This is a genomic window from Nocardia sp. NPDC055165 (assembly GCF_053606985.1).
Window position 1 is genome coordinate 378,255 of the sequence record NZ_JBSGSS010000002.1, and the last position, 14,537, is coordinate 392,791.

Annotated in this window: 16 protein-coding genes; 9 read left to right on the forward strand and 7 right to left on the reverse strand. The window is 68.5% G+C overall.

The genetic code is table 11. The features are described 5' to 3' along the window. Window positions 1-8 precede the first annotated feature (8 nt). The gene (locus tag ACWFRF_RS05820; protein ID WP_452449074.1) at window positions 9-542 is read left to right on the forward strand and encodes a VOC family protein; all 534 of its coding nucleotides are present in this window, start codon (window positions 9-11) and stop codon (window positions 540-542) included. Window positions 543-565: 23 nt separating this feature from the next. Here the strand turns inward: ACWFRF_RS05820 and ACWFRF_RS05825 are convergent, their stop codons facing one another. Both ACWFRF_RS05825 and ACWFRF_RS05830 read right to left on the reverse strand, forming a co-directional pair. Continuing rightward, complete coding sequence (locus ACWFRF_RS05825; protein ID WP_387443524.1) at window positions 566-1,423, reverse strand: DNA/RNA non-specific endonuclease; 858 nt, start codon at window positions 1,421-1,423, stop codon at window positions 566-568. A 136-nt stretch (window positions 1,424-1,559) separates the two neighbouring features. After that, on the reverse strand, window positions 1,560-2,165 hold the full coding sequence (locus ACWFRF_RS05830; RefSeq protein WP_378987663.1) for a hotdog family protein: 606 nt from the start codon (window positions 2,163-2,165) through the stop codon (window positions 1,560-1,562). A gap of 203 nt (window positions 2,166-2,368) precedes the next feature. Here ACWFRF_RS05830 and ACWFRF_RS05835 point away from each other — a divergent pair, with 203 nt between their 5' ends. The 4 genes from ACWFRF_RS05835 (at window position 2,369) to ACWFRF_RS05850 (ending at window position 6,720) form a co-directional block, all read left to right on the forward strand. Further along, complete coding sequence (locus ACWFRF_RS05835; protein ID WP_379313950.1) at window positions 2,369-3,544, forward strand: Rieske 2Fe-2S domain-containing protein; 1,176 nt, start codon at window positions 2,369-2,371, stop codon at window positions 3,542-3,544. A 37-nt stretch (window positions 3,545-3,581) separates the two neighbouring features. After that, complete coding sequence (locus ACWFRF_RS05840) at window positions 3,582-4,760, forward strand: acyl-CoA dehydrogenase family protein (protein ID WP_378987669.1); 1,179 nt, start codon at window positions 3,582-3,584, stop codon at window positions 4,758-4,760. A 26-nt stretch (window positions 4,761-4,786) separates the two neighbouring features. Then, the gene (gene bphC / locus ACWFRF_RS05845; protein WP_379313951.1) at window positions 4,787-5,692 is read left to right on the forward strand and encodes a biphenyl-2,3-diol 1,2-dioxygenase; all 906 of its coding nucleotides are present in this window, start codon (window positions 4,787-4,789) and stop codon (window positions 5,690-5,692) included. A gap of 179 nt (window positions 5,693-5,871) precedes the next feature. After that, window positions 5,872-6,720 carry an IclR family transcriptional regulator gene (locus tag ACWFRF_RS05850; RefSeq protein ID WP_378627732.1) on the forward strand — a complete coding sequence of 283 codons (849 nt, stop codon included), beginning with the start codon at window positions 5,872-5,874 and terminating at the stop codon, window positions 6,718-6,720. 104 nt (window positions 6,721-6,824) lie between these two features. Here the strand turns inward: ACWFRF_RS05850 and ACWFRF_RS05855 are convergent, their stop codons facing one another. Together ACWFRF_RS05855 and ACWFRF_RS05860 are read right to left on the reverse strand one after the other, a co-directional pair. Next, on the reverse strand, window positions 6,825-7,457 hold the full coding sequence (locus tag ACWFRF_RS05855; RefSeq protein ID WP_379316033.1) for a Dabb family protein: 633 nt from the start codon (window positions 7,455-7,457) through the stop codon (window positions 6,825-6,827). After that, entirely contained in the window at window positions 7,450-7,797 is a 348-nt protein-coding gene (locus ACWFRF_RS05860) for a hypothetical protein (protein ID WP_378987678.1), read from the reverse strand. The genes ACWFRF_RS05855 and ACWFRF_RS05860 overlap by 8 nt, the downstream gene beginning before the upstream one ends. Window positions 7,798-7,936: 139 nt before the next feature. Here ACWFRF_RS05860 and ACWFRF_RS05865 point away from each other — a divergent pair, with 139 nt between their 5' ends. Continuing rightward, the gene (locus tag ACWFRF_RS05865) at window positions 7,937-8,911 is read left to right on the forward strand and encodes an alpha/beta hydrolase (protein ID WP_452449075.1); all 975 of its coding nucleotides are present in this window, start codon (window positions 7,937-7,939) and stop codon (window positions 8,909-8,911) included. A gap of 63 nt (window positions 8,912-8,974) precedes the next feature. On the opposite strand, the gene ACWFRF_RS05870 is transcribed toward ACWFRF_RS05865, so the two are convergent. Both ACWFRF_RS05870 and ACWFRF_RS05875 read right to left on the reverse strand, forming a co-directional pair. Then, the gene (locus ACWFRF_RS05870) at window positions 8,975-9,262 is read right to left on the reverse strand and encodes a putative quinol monooxygenase (RefSeq protein WP_452449076.1); all 288 of its coding nucleotides are present in this window, start codon (window positions 9,260-9,262) and stop codon (window positions 8,975-8,977) included. Window positions 9,263-9,313: 51 nt separating this feature from the next. Then, window positions 9,314-10,009: a PadR family transcriptional regulator gene (locus ACWFRF_RS05875; protein ID WP_378987687.1), complete on the reverse strand. Its 696-nt coding sequence runs from the start codon at window positions 10,007-10,009 to the stop codon at window positions 9,314-9,316. A 129-nt stretch (window positions 10,010-10,138) separates the two neighbouring features. On the opposite strand from ACWFRF_RS05875, the gene ACWFRF_RS05880 reads away from it, so the two are divergent. Beyond that, window positions 10,139-10,645 carry a flavin reductase family protein gene (locus ACWFRF_RS05880; protein WP_378987690.1) on the forward strand — a complete coding sequence of 169 codons (507 nt, stop codon included), beginning with the start codon at window positions 10,139-10,141 and terminating at the stop codon, window positions 10,643-10,645. 42 nt (window positions 10,646-10,687) lie between these two features. On the opposite strand, the gene ACWFRF_RS05885 is transcribed toward ACWFRF_RS05880, so the two are convergent. Further along, complete coding sequence (locus tag ACWFRF_RS05885) at window positions 10,688-12,319, reverse strand: flavin-containing monooxygenase (protein ID WP_378987693.1); 1,632 nt, start codon at window positions 12,317-12,319, stop codon at window positions 10,688-10,690. 196 nt (window positions 12,320-12,515) lie between these two features. On the opposite strand from ACWFRF_RS05885, the gene ACWFRF_RS05890 reads away from it, so the two are divergent. Both ACWFRF_RS05890 and ACWFRF_RS05895 read left to right on the forward strand, forming a co-directional pair. After that, window positions 12,516-14,051, forward strand: a complete 1,536-nt coding sequence (locus tag ACWFRF_RS05890) for an FAD-binding protein (RefSeq protein WP_379317947.1) — start codon at window positions 12,516-12,518, stop codon at window positions 14,049-14,051. 106 nt (window positions 14,052-14,157) lie between these two features. Next, window positions 14,158-14,529 (forward strand): nuclear transport factor 2 family protein, encoded by a 372-nt coding sequence (locus ACWFRF_RS05895; protein ID WP_378987699.1) that lies wholly within the window; start codon window positions 14,158-14,160, stop codon window positions 14,527-14,529. The last annotated feature ends 8 nt before the right edge of the window (window positions 14,530-14,537 follow it).

Consider the following 14,537-nt stretch of genomic DNA (forward strand, 5'->3'; position numbering starts at 1 on the left):
ACCGCCAGATGCGGGGAATCAACCACATCGTTCTGTTCGTCGCGGATCTGCCGCGCAGCATCGCGTTCTACGAGGACGTGCTCGGATTCGAGCGGCTCGCCGAAGGATTCCCCGGCGGCGCGTTTCTGCGTCACCCCGGCTCGGCCAACGATCACGACCTCGGCCTCTTCCAGGCCAGGACGCCCACGGCGGGCCCGGCGGGCTCGGTCGGGCTCTATCACGTCGCCTGGGAAGTGGACACGTTGTCCGAGCTCGTCGCCGTCCGGGACCGCTTGACGGCGGCTCGCGCACTCACCGGTGCCGGTGATCACGGGTCGACCAAGGCGCTCTACGCCCGCGACCCCGACGGCATCGAGTTCGAGGTGTGCTGGCTGGTGCCCGATGAGCAGGTGGAGGACGCCCTCGCTCCCGGCACCTCATTGACCGCGCCACTCGACATCGACGCCCAGATCCGGCGGTACGGCGCGACCACCGCTGGCGGCCCACGCACCGATCCCCAGGTATGGGCGCGCGTGGCGGCACGTCGGGCGGCGGCGTCGTAACCCGCGCCGGTGTCGGCTAGCGGTTACCAGCTGATATCGGCCGTCGACTCGAGCGGGCTGCGCTGGGCCACCGACTCCTGGGTCACGAAAGTGTCGGCGATGTGGAGCGCGGCCGGGAATCGGCAGTGCGCTCGCTGTTCGATCTCGGCCACGGCGACCTGGAAAACGCGGAACTCGTCGAGGGCGAGCGCTTCGAGTTCGTCGAGGTGCTGGGTCAGCAGAAACGCCTTGCAACGCAGTCGGTTTCCCTCGGCGAAGCAGATCACCTTCCAGTACTCCCGAGGCAGGGCCACCCCACGATGCACCTGGTCGTCCGCGCGGAAGGCGGGCCCGCCGAGCACGCTCACCCTCAGGTTGTCGACCTCGACGTCGGCGAAGACCGCGTCTTCGAGTTGGCCCCACACCCCGGCGCGACTGCTCTGGTTGAAGTCGTCCATCTGCGGGGTGATGTTGGTGTAGAAGAACGAGTCGACATTGGCCTGCTCGGCTTCGGCCTCACTGCCCCACAGCAGATCCGCGCGCCGCGCCAGGTGGCCGCGATCGAGCCGATTCTGTCGGTAGAGTTCGTTTCCCACCTGCGCCTCGGCCGGGACGCGTGGGTCTTTCACGAAGTCGATGCCGGTGCGGGAAAGTTTGCGCATCGCGGCGCCGTCGATGTTCCAGGCCACCCAGAACGCGAACCGCCGTGGCCTGCTCAGCGCCAACGAGAAGTGGGTGTAGCTGATGACGTCGGAGCCGTCGAGGCGAACCGCATCGCCGCGCACGGCCGCATCCAGTTCCGGAACCTCGACCCGCGACCCGAGAAAGTCCGGGTCGTACCCGGTCCGCGGCGCGTCGCTCTCGAATCCGGTTGTCGACGGAGAATCCACGTGGACGGTCATCGCAGGCCCCTTCCCGAAGGGTGGACAAGGTGTGTCGGCAGTTGCGTACACACGATCGTCGTCGCCACCGCAGCCATCCTCACGAGTAGTCGACTACCCGTTGTCCGCGCCCGCGGGCGAGGAGAGGTCCGCTCCCCTAGCGCGGGTCCGGGGTCCCGTCGCCGGTCACGGCGAAGGTGGCCCACGCACGGACGACCACGGTGCCCGCGGCGTCGGCGCCGCACAGGCTCACATCGACCCGGGATTCGCCGTCTTGCACGTAGCTCTGGGTCACCCGCCCCGAACACGACATGACATCGCCGGGCGGCAGTGGTCGCACCGACCTGGTGCGGAAGCGGCGGATCGCCTCGGCCCCGAGCCAGTCGGTGGCGTAGGTCGCCAGCAGCGCCGCCGCCTGCGGTGACACCTGCTCGCCCGCGAAGGCTTCCGCCGCCGCCCACGACTCGGCGACCAGACCGCCCGTGCGGTCGAAGTATCGGGTGAGCGACTCGGCGGCGCCGACCGCGGGTTGGCCGGGGGCGCCCGCGCGGATCGCGGTCAACTGGTCACCCGCGCGCGGCGGCGGACCGAAGAACCGGTGATCGGTTTCGACTCGCTCCCCTGCGATGGATCCGTCGGCGGGCAGGAAGGTCGGCGGCACCACGGGCCGATCGGCGAGCCGGTAGGCCGGATTGTCCGAGCGCGCCGCCTGTGCGAACAGCCGGATGGCATCGGTGTCCAGTACCACCGCGACGTTACCCATGATTCACTCCTGCTCGTCGAAACCGATGCCGTCACGGTAGGGCGGTCCGCCTCCTGTGATCGGTTCCTCTCCCGGTCATCGGGACAGCGGCCGACCGGGACGAAAACATGTCCGCTGACCGGGAACACCACGACCCGCCGACCCCCGCGCGGCGCGACCATCGGCGCAGCTCATCCCCACTCCGTCCGAACATGGAGGTTTCGATGCCGGAGAACTCGCCGAACGGCCGATCGCAGGACACCACCGCCGACTACCGGCAGATCGAGGCCGCCGCGGCGCCGACTCGGTTCGCCCGCGGCTGGCACTGCCTCGGCCTGCTCTCGTCGTTCCGCGACGGCAACCCGCACGAGGTGAAGGCCTTCGGCACCATGCTCGTGGTGTTCCAGTCCGAATCCGACGGCGCGCTGCACGTGCTCGACGGCTACTGCCGCCACATGGGCGGCAACCTCGCGCGCGGCACCATCAAGGGCGACTCGATCGCCTGCCCGTTTCACGACTGGCGCTGGGGCGGCAACGGCAAGTGCACGGCCATTCCGTACGCGCGCCGGGTGCCGCCGCTGGCCAAGACCCGCACCTGGCCGACACTGGAGCGCAACGGCCAGCTCTACGTCTGGCACGACCCGCAGGGTTCCAAGCCCACCGACGAGGTGACCATCCCCGAGATCGAGGGGTACGGCACGCCGGAGTGGACCGACCTGACCTGGAATTCGATTCTGATCGAGGGCTCGCACTGCCGCGAGATCGTCGACAACGTCGTCGACATGGCGCACTTCTTCTACGTGCACTACTCGTTCCCGCGCTACTTCAAGAACGTCTTCGAGGGCCACGTCGCCACCCAGTACATGCGCTCGACCCCGCGCCACGACGTCACCGTCGGCACCAGCTACGACGACCCGGATTCCGCGCTGCGCTCGGACGCCTCGTATTTCGGTCCGTCGTACATGCTCGATTGGCTGTGGAGCGAATCGAACGGGATGACAATCGAGACGGTGCTCGTCAACTGCCACTACCCGGTCGACGAGAACTCGTTCGTGCTGCAGTACGGCGCGATGGTCAAGAAGCCCGAGGGCATGTCCGACGAGGACGCCAACGCGATGGCGGCGCAGTTCGCGCAGGGCGTGGAGTACGGCTTCGAGCAGGACGTCGAGATCTGGAAGAACAAGGCGCCCATCGACAATCCGCTGCTGTCGGAGGAAGACGGCCCGGTGTATCAGCTGCGCCGTTGGTACAAGCAGTTCTATGTCGACGTCGACGACGTCACCGAGGACATGACCAAGCGGTTCGAGTTCGAGATCGATACCGATCGCGCGGTGACGAGCTGGGAGGCCGAGGTGGCCGACAACATCGCCCGCGGCGCCGTCATCGACACCATGTCCTGATCCGCCACCCCACTACGAACAGAAAGCATCACCGGAGATGACCAGAGTTCTCGACAATATCGCCGCCATCGCGGACCAGCTGCGTGAGCAGGCACCGGAGGCGGAGCGGCTCGGGCAGCTGCCCGATGCCACAGCCCAGCTGCTGAAGACGGCGGGCCCGATCCGCCTGCTGCAGCCGAAGAAGTACAGCGGCTACGAGGCGCACCCGCGCGAGTTCGCCGAGACGGTGATGGCCACCGCCGCGCTCGACCCGGCCAGCGGCTGGATCGCCGGCATCGTCGGCGTGCACCCGTGGCAGCTGGCCTTCGCCGACCCGAAGGTGCAGGACGAGGTGTGGGCCGACGACCACGACACCTGGATGGCCTCGCCCTACGCGCCGACCGGCATCGCCCGTCCGGTCGACGGCGGCTACATCTTCAACGGCCGCTGGCAGTTCAGCTCCGGCACCGACCACTGTGACTGGATCTTCCTGGGCGCCATGCTCGGTGATGCCGAGGGCAAGATGGCGCTGCCGCCGACGATGCTGCACATGATCCTGCCGCGCCAGGATTACCAGATCGTCGAGGACTCCTGGAACGTGGTGGGCCTCAAGGGGACCGGATCCAAGGACATCATCGTCAAGGACGCGTTCGTGCCCGACTACCGGGTGATGAACGGCGACCACGTCATCGACGGCACCGCGCAGAAGGAGTACGGGGTCACCGAGACGCTGTACAAGATGCCGTGGTCGACGATGTTCCCGCTGGGCATCAGCTCCGCGGTGGTCGGCATCGCCGAGGGCGCGCTGGCCGCACACCTGGACTACCAGCGCGACCGGGTCGGCGCGCAGGGCACCGCGGTCAAGGACGATCCGTACGTGCTGTTCGCCATCGGCGAGGCCGCCGCCGACATCAACGCCGCGCGCCAGGAACTCCTCGCCAACGCCGACAAGATCTTCGACGCCGTCGATGCGGGCAAGGAGATCGGCTTCGCCGAGCGGGCCGCGGTCCGGCGCACCCAGGTCCGCGCGGCCTGGCGCGCGGTCACCGCCGTGGACCAGATCTTCGCCCGCTCCGGCGGCAACGCTATGCGGATCGACAAGCCGCTGCAGCGCTACTGGCGCGACGCCCACGTCGGCCTCGCCCACGCCATCCACGTGCCGAGCACGGTGTATCACGCCTCGGCCGTCAGCTCCCTCGGTCTCGAGCCCGCGGACAACCTGCGCTCGATGATCTGACCCGAACACCACGAAGGACAACGGAAATGACAGACATCAAAGGCCTCGGCTACGTCAAGATCCAGACCGCCGATATGGACCGGTGGCGCAAGTTCGCGTTCGAGGTGCTCGGCTTCGCGCAGGGCAGCGGGCCCGACGAGGACGCGCTGTACCTGCGGATGGACGAGCGCGCGGCGCGGATCACGATCGTGCCGGGCGACAGCGACGCCATCGTCACGATCGGCTGGGAAGTCCGCGACCACGCGGCACTGGTCCGCGTGCAGGAAGCCGTGACGGCGGCCGGGATCGCGGTGAAACCGCTGTCGGTCGAAGAGGCCGACGCGCGCGGGGTCGAGGAGGTCATCACCTTCCAGGACCCGACCGGCGCCACCCTCGAGATCTTCCACGGCGCGGTGCTCGACCACAGCCCGGTGATCACCCCGTTCGGCGCGCGATTCGTCACCGGCGCACAGGGTCTGGGCCATGTCGTGCTGCCGACCATGGACCCCAACGGCGCGTTCGGCTTCTACACCGACGTGCTCGGGTTCCTGCCGCGCGGCGCGTTCCGGATCCCGGCGCCGCCGGAGTACGGCCCGATGCGGGTGCGGTTCCTCGGTGTCAACGAACGCCATCACAGCCTGGCGCTGTGCCCTGCCCCGCACGGCGGCGCGCCGGGCCTGGTGCACATCATGGTGGAGGTCGACTCCCTCGATGCCGTCGGCCAGGCTCTCGATCGGGTGACCAAGGACGGCTTCTCGGTGTCCTCGACGCTGGGCAGGCACACCAACGACAAGATGGTGTCGTTCTATGTCCGCGCGCCCGGCGGCTGGGATATCGAGTTCGGTACCGAAGGCATGCGGGTCGACGAGACGTACTACAGCGCCGAGGAGATCACCGCGGACAGCTACTGGGGCCACGACTGGTCCGGGAGTGAGCCGCTCGCGGCGATGTAATTCCGCAGGTAGTCCCACGACGGCCCCTGGCCCGAGCTCCTCGCTCGGGCCAGGGGCCGTCTTTTTCATATTGACCTGCCGATTCATGTGACAACGACCACAACGGATGGTATGAATAGGTATATGCCTAATCGAAATATGCGACTGGGCATCAGCTCGTAGATCCGAATGGAGAGCTCATGGTCATCCAGGCCGAGGCCACCACCCCGAGCGCGATCCTCGATCGCGCGTCCCTGCTGCTCGACGCCTTCGACGGCCCGGGCAGGCTCACGCTCGCCCAGATCGTCCGGCGCACCGGTCTACCCCGGTCCTCGGCGCATCGCATGCTCGATCGGCTGGTGCAGTTGCGCTGGCTACGTCGCGAGGGGCGCGACTACGAACTCGGCATCCGGCTGATGGAGCTCGGCTCACTGGCGGTGCACCAGGACCGGCTGCACCGCGCGGCGATGCCGTTCCTGCACGAGCTGCACCGGGTCACCGGGTTCGTGGTGCATCTGGCCGTGCTGGACGGTCCCGACGTCGTGTACCTCGACAAGGTCGGCGGCGAGCTGTCGGCGGTGGTGCCCACCCGCGTCGGCGGCAGGCGGCCCGCTGCCTGTACCGCGGTCGGCAAGGCGATCCTGGCCTACTCCGACGAGCGCCGCATCGCCGATGCCCTCGCGGGTCAGGCCGGCGCACGCACCCGCTACTCGATCACCACCAAGGCCCAGCTCGACACCGAACTGGACAAGGTGCGCGCGCACGGGATCGCCGTCGAGCGCGAGGAGTCGCTGCCCGGCTTCGGCTGTATCGCGGCGCCCATCGGCGATCTCGGCGAGGCCGCCGTGGCGGCGGTGTCGGTGTGTGGACCGGTGGATCGGATGCTGTTCGATCACCGTCTCAGCGCGCCGGTGCGCACGACCGCGCTCAATATCTGGCGCCACGTCGACGACGGCCGGGTCCGGGTGCATCCGACGTTGCAGCAGCATCCTCGTCCGCTGGGCGTGAGCCGTTCGTACGCCGACCACCGCGGGCCGCGTACGGCGTGATGCCCCGTCGCGCCGTACGCCGCCGGCCCGAACGCGGGCGGCGCACGGCGCGACCCGGTTGTGCGCAGCAGCGGGTCAGATCCGTTCGCGGACGATCACTTCCGTCAGAGCGGGCGGTTCACGCAAAAACTGTGGCAGATCCGGTCGCGGATGATCATGTCCGGGCATTCGGGGTCGAACCAGCGGTCGACGTGCGCCCAGTGGACCGGATGCATCAGATAGGGGCCTGCGAGAGCGTCGAGGTCGGCGAACTCCTGCTCCCAGACATGGGTCCACGCCGCGAGTCCGGTGCCACGGGTGACCCGGCTCAACTGCCAGGATCGGATGCCCGGCAGGTAGCGGGGCATCCGCAGCAGGTCTGCCTCGAAGCGTTCGACCGTCGCGCGCGGGGTGTGCTGCTCGACTCGCAGCAGCAGTACCCGGTATACCGACCCGGTGGCGTCCGGCTCGGCGATACCCGCTGTGCCGCCGTGATATTCGGCGCCGTCGACGTGGGCGACCGGACTCTCGCTCAGTAGGGTATCCACCTCGGTGGTGGTCCCCGTCCAGTCCGCGGACTCGTCGAAGCGCAGGTGCACCAGGACATCACCACCGTTGCGCACGCCCGGCAATGTGGGCTCGACCAGCACGCGGCGTGCGGCCGGGGCGGCGATTTCGCGCACCCTGGTCATCAGCCGGTCACGCACCACGGCCTCGGTGCCGGGCGAAAGATGCACCAGCCGAGTCACTTCAAACATTGCCGAGCCTGTCGATGTCGGTGGCGAGCGCGCCGGTCGAGCGGGTCCGTTCGACGATCAGCTCCCGCGCCGAGGCCCACCACTGCCGCACCGACTCATCCGAACGTCCCTGCCAGGTCATCTCCCACCAGCCCTGTGCGCCGTCGAGCACCCAGCTCGCGATGATCGTGTTCGACTCGTCCGGGAACCACACGGGCGGACTCACCACGATCCGCTCCAGCGTCATGCCGCGTCGGCGCGCACCCGGGGCGTAGTCGCGCAGATAGGCGTCGACGAATTCCCTGGCCCGTCCTGGCTTGGTCACTACGGTGTCGATCACGTAGACCTTCGTGGCTTCCATGCACCGACCGTAGGCAGCCGCCGAAGGGCATCGACCTGGTGTTTCCGCCCAGTGGGAGAACGCGGTACGGATCGCGCGGCACCGACCCTACGGTGAGGCCGACGACGTCCGATTCCGTCGCCGAAATTCAGGAGGACCAGTGACTGTGCGAACGTTCCCGACCACCGGGCCCGGTGCGGTTCCCGATCCGGAAGTCGCGGCCGTGCTCGCCACGCTCGACGCCGGATTCCCCGATGTCGCCACGATGGCCGCGAGCGAGGCGCGTGCCGCGATCCGCGCCAGACGCGCTCCGCTGCAACGACTTCCCGATATGGCGCTGGCGCGCGACCTCACGATCGACGGACCCGGCGGCCCGCTACCGCTGCGGGTGTTCCGGCCGCATCTCGACGGCGAACCGCTGCCGGTGATCGTGTTCGCGCACGGCGGCGGCTTCGTGTTCTGCGACCTCGACAGTCACGACGAGTTCTGCCGCTCGATGGCCGCGGGTGTCGGTGCGGTGGTGGTCTCGGTCGACTATCGGCTCGCGCCCGAGCACGCGGGCCCCGCGGCCCATGACGACATGTTCGCGGCGCTGCGGTGGACCGCCGCCAACGCCGGCGACCATGGCGGCGACCCGTCGAGGATCGCGGTGGCCGGTGACAGCGCGGGCGGTAATCTCGCCGCCACCGTGGCCATCGCGGCCAGGGACGCGGACGGGCCACAGATCGCGGCCCAGATCCTGATCTATCCGGTGATCGACGACGATTTCGAGACCGAGTCCTACCGGCGATTCGGCACGGGCCACTACAACACCACCAGCGCCATGCGGTGGTACTGGGCGAACTACGCACCGCACGGCACCGACGACGTGCGTCTCGTGCCGACCAGGGCGGACTCGCTGGCCGGTCTACCGCCCGCGGTGGTGGTCACCGCCGAACTGGACCCGCCGTGTTCGGCCGGGGACGCCTACGCCCAGCGCCTGGCAGCCGACGGTGTCGCGGTTCGTTATCGCCGCTACACCGGGCTGTTCCACGGATTCCTCAGCATCCCGTCCCTCGCCGCCACCGTCGCCGCGCGCACCGAGATCTGGGCTATGGTGCGCGAGACGCTCGACCTCCCTCGGGACCCGAGGTGATCGGTACCGGTAGCGCCCCACCCGAGACCCTTCAGGCCCGCGTTCCGAGTAGGGGGTTCAGGTTCAGACCGCGGTGAAGTACTCGATCTTCGGCGCAGCCGCCAGCAAGGGAGCCATCAACTTGCCTGCCGCGCGGAAGTGCTCCGACCGGCCGTGGGCTTCGACGGCGGCGTCGTCGGAGTACAGCTCGAAGAACCGGTAGTGATCGGCGTCGGTCCGCGAACGCACCAGCTGGTAGGCCAGATTGCCCGGCTCGTTGGCCTTGATCTGTTCGACGAGATCGGCGACGACGGCTTCGAACTCCGCACCCGCACCGGCTTTGACGGTCACCTCGGCGATGACTGCGATCATGATTTCTCTCCTTTTTCCGTGCGACAGTACCCGCGATCGGAGAGACACGGCCTAGTCTGCCGGGTCGTGCTGCTCGAGCTCTTCTTCGCGCACCCGCTGCTCGATCTCGCGCCAGCGACCCGGCGTCGGGTGGGGGTAGTCGGTGCGGTCGTCGTGTTCGGCGCCGGCCAAGACGGTAGCCGCGTTGTCGATGTCATCGATCAGCTGCTGCGCGAGGTCGCGTTCGGTCGCGTAGTGGCGCTGCGCCCATTGCAGCACGAGCTGCGAATAGGCCCAGCCCGGTTCGGATTTCGCGGCTTCGGCATCGATCGCGGCGCGTTGGGCGAGTTTGTCGACGTCGGCGATGTGGTCGTGCAGGATCTGCTTGAGCCGATCCGGGGACCCGAGATGGCCGAACATCACGCGCAGCAGCACGTGGTGTTTGAGCACCGACGGATCGACCGGCGCCTTGTTCCACCACGTGGTCACCGCGGCCCGGCCCTCCGCGGTGATCTGGTACAGCCGTCTGGCGCGCATGGTGTTGTCGGGATCGAGTCGCGAACTCGCGAAGCCGTGCTGTTCGAGCTTCTTCAGCTCGGCGTAGATCTGGCTGTAGGACGGGGTCCAGTAGACGTAGCGCAGACTCCAGTCCGCCCATTTCTTCAGGTCGTAGCCGGAGATCTCCTCCTCGTACGAGAGCATGGCGAGCACCGCCCAGCTGGTCGGCGGCAGATTGGGCACGCCGGAGTCGGGGTCGGGGGTAGCCATGGCTGAATGCTAGCAACCGATCTTCCCGGAATTCACCCGTCAGCAACCGCTGACCGGGAGGCCGTCTTGAGGCGCTGCCCGATCTTCCCGGATTCTGGGAGGCATCGAATTCCGTTCGGAAGGACCTCTATGAATGCGGACAACGTCGTCGTCGACGCAGGTATCCCGGCCCCCGCGGACCTGCGCAGAGTGCTCGGGCACTTCGCGACGGGCGTCGCGGTGATCGCCGCCCACGACGGGACGCGACCGCTCGGCTTCACCTGTCAGTCGGTGGTGTCGGTGTCGCTGGACCCGCCGTATGTGTCGTTCTGCCCGGCCAAGAGTTCCACCAGCTGGCCGCTGCTGCGGGCGGCGGGCGCGTTGTGCATCAACATCCTGGCGCAGGAGCAGAGCGCGCTGTGCCGCCAGTTCGCGGTGAGCGGGGCCGACAAGTTCGCCGGCGTCGAATGGGACAGGGCGGGCAACGGCGCGCCCGCGCTGGCGGGGGCGCTGGCCCAGATCGAGGTGACGGTGGAGCTCGAGCACGACGCGGGCGACCACACCGTGGTACTCGCGCGCATCGGTGAGCTGCGGGCCACCGAGGGCGCCGAGCCGCTGCTGTTCTACAAGGGCGGGTTCGGCGGCTTCACGGCCTGACACGACGACGGGGTGGTCCGGTGCGGACCACCCCGTCGTCGCTCACGCCTCGATGACGTCGAAGCCCTTGTACCCGGCGGCCGCGACCTCGGCGATGATCTGGCCGTAGACGCCGAAGCCGCCGACGAAGGGCATGAACACCCGTGGCCTGCCTTCGATGTTCGCACCCAGGTACCACGAATTCGCCTGTGTCATCAGCGTTCCCGCGGCCCGGTTCACGCATTCGAGCACCCACTCCGCCACCGCGTCCTGGCGTGCCTCCAGCGCCACCGCTCCCCTGCCGTCGAGGAAGCCGATCGCCTCGGCCACCCAGTCGACGTGCAGTTCCGAGTGCAGCACCATGTTGGCCAGCACCGACGGACTGCCGGGACCGGTGAGGTTGAACAGGTTCGGAAACCCTGCCATCCCCAGTCCCAGATAGGTTTTCGGCCCTTCCCGCCAGGCGTGGTTGAGCGTCTCCCCGTCGCGGCCGACGATGTTCATCCGCGACACCGAACCGGTCATCGCGTCGAAGCCGGTCGCGAGCACGAGGGTGTCGAGGGGGTAATGCGTGTCGGTGGTGTGCACGCCCTCGGCGTCGATCCGGGTGATCGGTGTCGCCTTCAGGTCGACGAGGTCGACATTGGCGCGGTTGAAGGTCTGGTAGTAGTTCGTGTCGGTGCAGATCCGCTTGGTGCCGATGGGGTGGTCGTGCGGGACGAGCAGGTCGGCGACGCGCGGGTCCTCGATCACCGCCCGCACCTTCTCCTCCCAGAATTCGCGGGCGGTGTCGTTGGCGGCGAGGGTCGTCAGCTGATCGGGGAAGGTCTTGCTGAACAGCACACCGCCCAGCGCCCAGCGCTTCTCGTAGGCCTCGCGCCGGTCCGGCTCGCTCACCGCGACCGCGGATGCCGGATGCGCCTGGTGTGGCGAACCGCCGCCGCTGGCCATCGACAGCCGCCTGCGCTCGGGATAGTTCGCCTTCTGCGCGGCCCGGTCCTGTTCGGTCAGCGGCGTATTACCGGCGGGCACACTGTAATTGGCGGTGCGCTGGAACACGTGCAAGCGCTCGGCCTGCTCGGCCACGCACGGGATCGTCTGGATACCGGAGGAGCCGGTGCCGATCACGCCGACCCGGCGGCCGGTGAGATCGACCCCCTCGTGCGGCCAGTGCGACGTGTGCAGGAGCTGCCCGGCGAAGGTGTCGAGTCCGTCGATGGCCGGGGTGTTGGCGTTGGAGAGCGGGCCGGTGGCCAGCACGACGAACCGGGCCGAGACCGCGCGGCCGGTATCGGTGTCGACCTGCCAGCGCAGGGTCTGCTCGTCGAGCACGATATCGGTGACGCGCGTGTTGAATTCGATGTCGCGACGCAGTTCGTAGCGGTCGGCGACGTGCTCGAGGTAGGACAGGATCTCGGGCTGGGTGGCGTACTTCTCGCTCCAGTTCCACTCCTGTTGCAGCGCGTCGTCGAAGGAGTACGAGTAGTCGACGCTCTCGACATCGCAGCGCGCGCCCGGGTAGCGGTTCCAGTACCAGACGCCGCCCACGCCGTCGCCGGCTTCGAACACCCGCACGGTGAGACCGCTGCCGCGGAAGCGGTGCAGCGCGTAGAGGCCGGCGATGCCCGCACCGACGACGACCACGTCGACGTCGGCCGGGCCTTTCGCTGGTGCCGATGGGGTCTCGGGGTTCACAGTGCCTACCTTTCGATGGAGACCGGTTTCTCTGCGGGCGACGCTAAGGACGCGCACCGCGTTCGAGCAGGTCCCCTTCCCGCTGACCGGCACATTCGCGCATCGATGCTCTCCCGGTGATCGGGAGAGCCGCCCCACGACCACCGGCGCCGGGCCTACCGTCGAGCGCAATTCGAGGTGGTACCAGGAGGAAACAGTGGTGGACTGGAACGACGAGGTGGATGTGCTGGTCGCGGGGTCGGGTGGTGGCCTGGCCGGCGCCTACACCGCCGCGCGCGAGGGACTCAGCGTCGCGGTGGTCGAGGCGACCGACAAGTTCGGTGGCACGACGGCGTACTCGGGCGGCGGCGGGGTGTGGTTCCCCTGCAACCCCGTACTGGAGCGCGCGGGCACCGACGACACCCTCGACGACGCACTGACCTACTACCGCGCGGTGGTCGGTGACCGCACCCCCGACGAACTGCAGCAGACCTACGTGCGGCGGGGCCGCGATCTCATCGAGTACCTCGAAGCCGACGACCATTTCGCGTTCATGGTGCTGCCGTGGCCGGACTACTTCGGGAAGGCACCCAAGGCCCGGCTCGACGGTCAGCGCCACATCATGCCGACACCGCTGCCTGCCGCGGAGCTGGGCCCGCTGCGCGCATCGTTGCGCGGAACGCTGGACACCGACCGGCTCGGCGCTCCCCCGCAGGACCTGCTGATCGGCGGTCAGGCGCTGATCGGGCGGATGCTGCGCGCGATCTCGAGCTACCCGCACGCACAGCTGCACCTGGATTCGCCGCTGGTGGAACTGGTGGTCGAGGACGGTGTGGTGACGGGCGCGATCGTCGAACGCGACGGCGCCCGCGTCGCGATCCGCGCGCGGCGCGGCGTGATCCTGGCGGCGGGCGGTTTCGAGCAGAACGCCGAGCTGCGCACGCACTACGGTGTGCCGGGCGAGGCGCGAGACACCATGGGGCCCTGGGGAAATCAGGGTAGGGCGCATCAGGCGGGCATCGCGGCGGGCGCCGACACCGATCTGATGGATCAGGCGTGGTGGTCGCCCGGACTGACCCATCCCGACGGGCGGTCCGCGTTCGCGCTGTGGTTCACCGGCGGCATCTTCGTCGATCAGGACGGCAAGCGGTTCGTCAACGAGTCGGCCCCCTACGACCGGCTCGGCCGCGACGTGATCCGCCAGATGAACGATCGCGGGCTCACCCTGCCGTTCTGGATGATCTACGACGACAAGGAGGGCGAGGTGCCGCCGATCAAGGCCACCAATGTCTCTATGGTCGAGACCGAGAAGTACGTCGAGGCCGGGCTGTGGCACACCGCCGACACCCTCGCCGAGCTGGCCGCGAAGATCGGCGTGCCCGCGGCGAACCTGGCGGCCACCGTGGAGCGGTTCAACGCGATCGTCGCCACCGGTGCCGACCCCGATTTCGGGCGCGGCGACGAGGCCTACGACCGGGCCTTCTCCAACGGCGAACCGCCACTGGTGACCATCGACAAGGGGCCCTACCACGCGGCGGCGTTCGGCATCTCCGATCTGGGCACCAAGGGCGGGCTGCGCACCGACAGCGCGGCCCGGGTTCTGGGCCGCGACGGCGAGCCGATCCCCGGCCTCTACGCCGCGGGCAACACCATGGCTGCCGTGAGCGGCGAGGTCTACCCCGGCGGCGGCAATCCGATCGGCGCGTCCATGCTGTTCAGCCACCTCGCCGTCCGCCACATCCTCGGCGAATGATCCACCCCCTGTCTTTCCCGCTGGACGGGAGAGACCGGGGCATCCGAGCCACCGGATGTGGTTCGGTTCACAGACATATCCCTTTCGACATTTCAGGAGCGACACGATGGCTTCAGCGGACGACATTCGCGCAACGGTGCGCAAATATGTGGAGGCCGTCGGCAGCGGTACGGCCGCCGACGTCGTCGCCCTCTACCGCGAGGACGCGACGGTCGAGGACCCGGTCGGCACCGAACCGCATGTCGGGCACGCGGCGATCACGAAGTTCTACGAGAACATCGAGCCGCTGGAGCGTTCGACCGAACTGTTCTCCGTCCGCGTGGCCGGCAACAGCGCCGCGTTCAGCTTCCGGGTGGTCACCAAGTTCGGTGAGCAGACCTTCACCCTCGATCCGATCGATGTCATGACCTTCGACGAGGACGCCCGCATCGTGAGCATGCGCGCGTTCTGGTCCCAGGACGACATGGTCGTCGGCTGAGCGAGGCG

Excerpts from the sequence above, each read along its gene's own strand:
- ACWFRF_RS05820 (WP_452449074.1), top strand. The coding sequence starts at position 9 with ATGCGGGGAATCAACCACATCGTTCTGTTCGTCGCGGATCTGCCGCGC.
- ACWFRF_RS05825 (WP_387443524.1), bottom strand. The coding sequence starts at position 1,423 with ATGACCGTCCACGTGGATTCTCCGTCGACAACCGGATTCGAGAGCGAC.
- ACWFRF_RS05830 (WP_378987663.1), bottom strand. The coding sequence starts at position 2,165 with ATGGGTAACGTCGCGGTGGTACTGGACACCGATGCCATCCGGCTGTTC.
- ACWFRF_RS05835 (WP_379313950.1), top strand. The coding sequence starts at position 2,369 with ATGCCGGAGAACTCGCCGAACGGCCGATCGCAGGACACCACCGCCGAC.
- ACWFRF_RS05840 (WP_378987669.1), top strand. The coding sequence starts at position 3,582 with ATGACCAGAGTTCTCGACAATATCGCCGCCATCGCGGACCAGCTGCGT.
- bphC (WP_379313951.1), top strand. The coding sequence starts at position 4,787 with ATGACAGACATCAAAGGCCTCGGCTACGTCAAGATCCAGACCGCCGAT.
- ACWFRF_RS05850 (WP_378627732.1), top strand. The coding sequence starts at position 5,872 with ATGGTCATCCAGGCCGAGGCCACCACCCCGAGCGCGATCCTCGATCGC.
- ACWFRF_RS05855 (WP_379316033.1), bottom strand. The coding sequence starts at position 7,457 with ATGTTTGAAGTGACTCGGCTGGTGCATCTTTCGCCCGGCACCGAGGCC.
- ACWFRF_RS05860 (WP_378987678.1), bottom strand. The coding sequence starts at position 7,797 with ATGGAAGCCACGAAGGTCTACGTGATCGACACCGTAGTGACCAAGCCA.
- ACWFRF_RS05870 (WP_452449076.1), bottom strand. The coding sequence starts at position 9,262 with ATGATCGCAGTCATCGCCGAGGTGACCGTCAAAGCCGGTGCGGGTGCG.
- ACWFRF_RS05875 (WP_378987687.1), bottom strand. The coding sequence starts at position 10,009 with ATGGCTACCCCCGACCCCGACTCCGGCGTGCCCAATCTGCCGCCGACC.
- ACWFRF_RS05880 (WP_378987690.1), top strand. The coding sequence starts at position 10,139 with ATGAATGCGGACAACGTCGTCGTCGACGCAGGTATCCCGGCCCCCGCG.
- ACWFRF_RS05895 (WP_378987699.1), top strand. The coding sequence starts at position 14,158 with ATGGCTTCAGCGGACGACATTCGCGCAACGGTGCGCAAATATGTGGAG.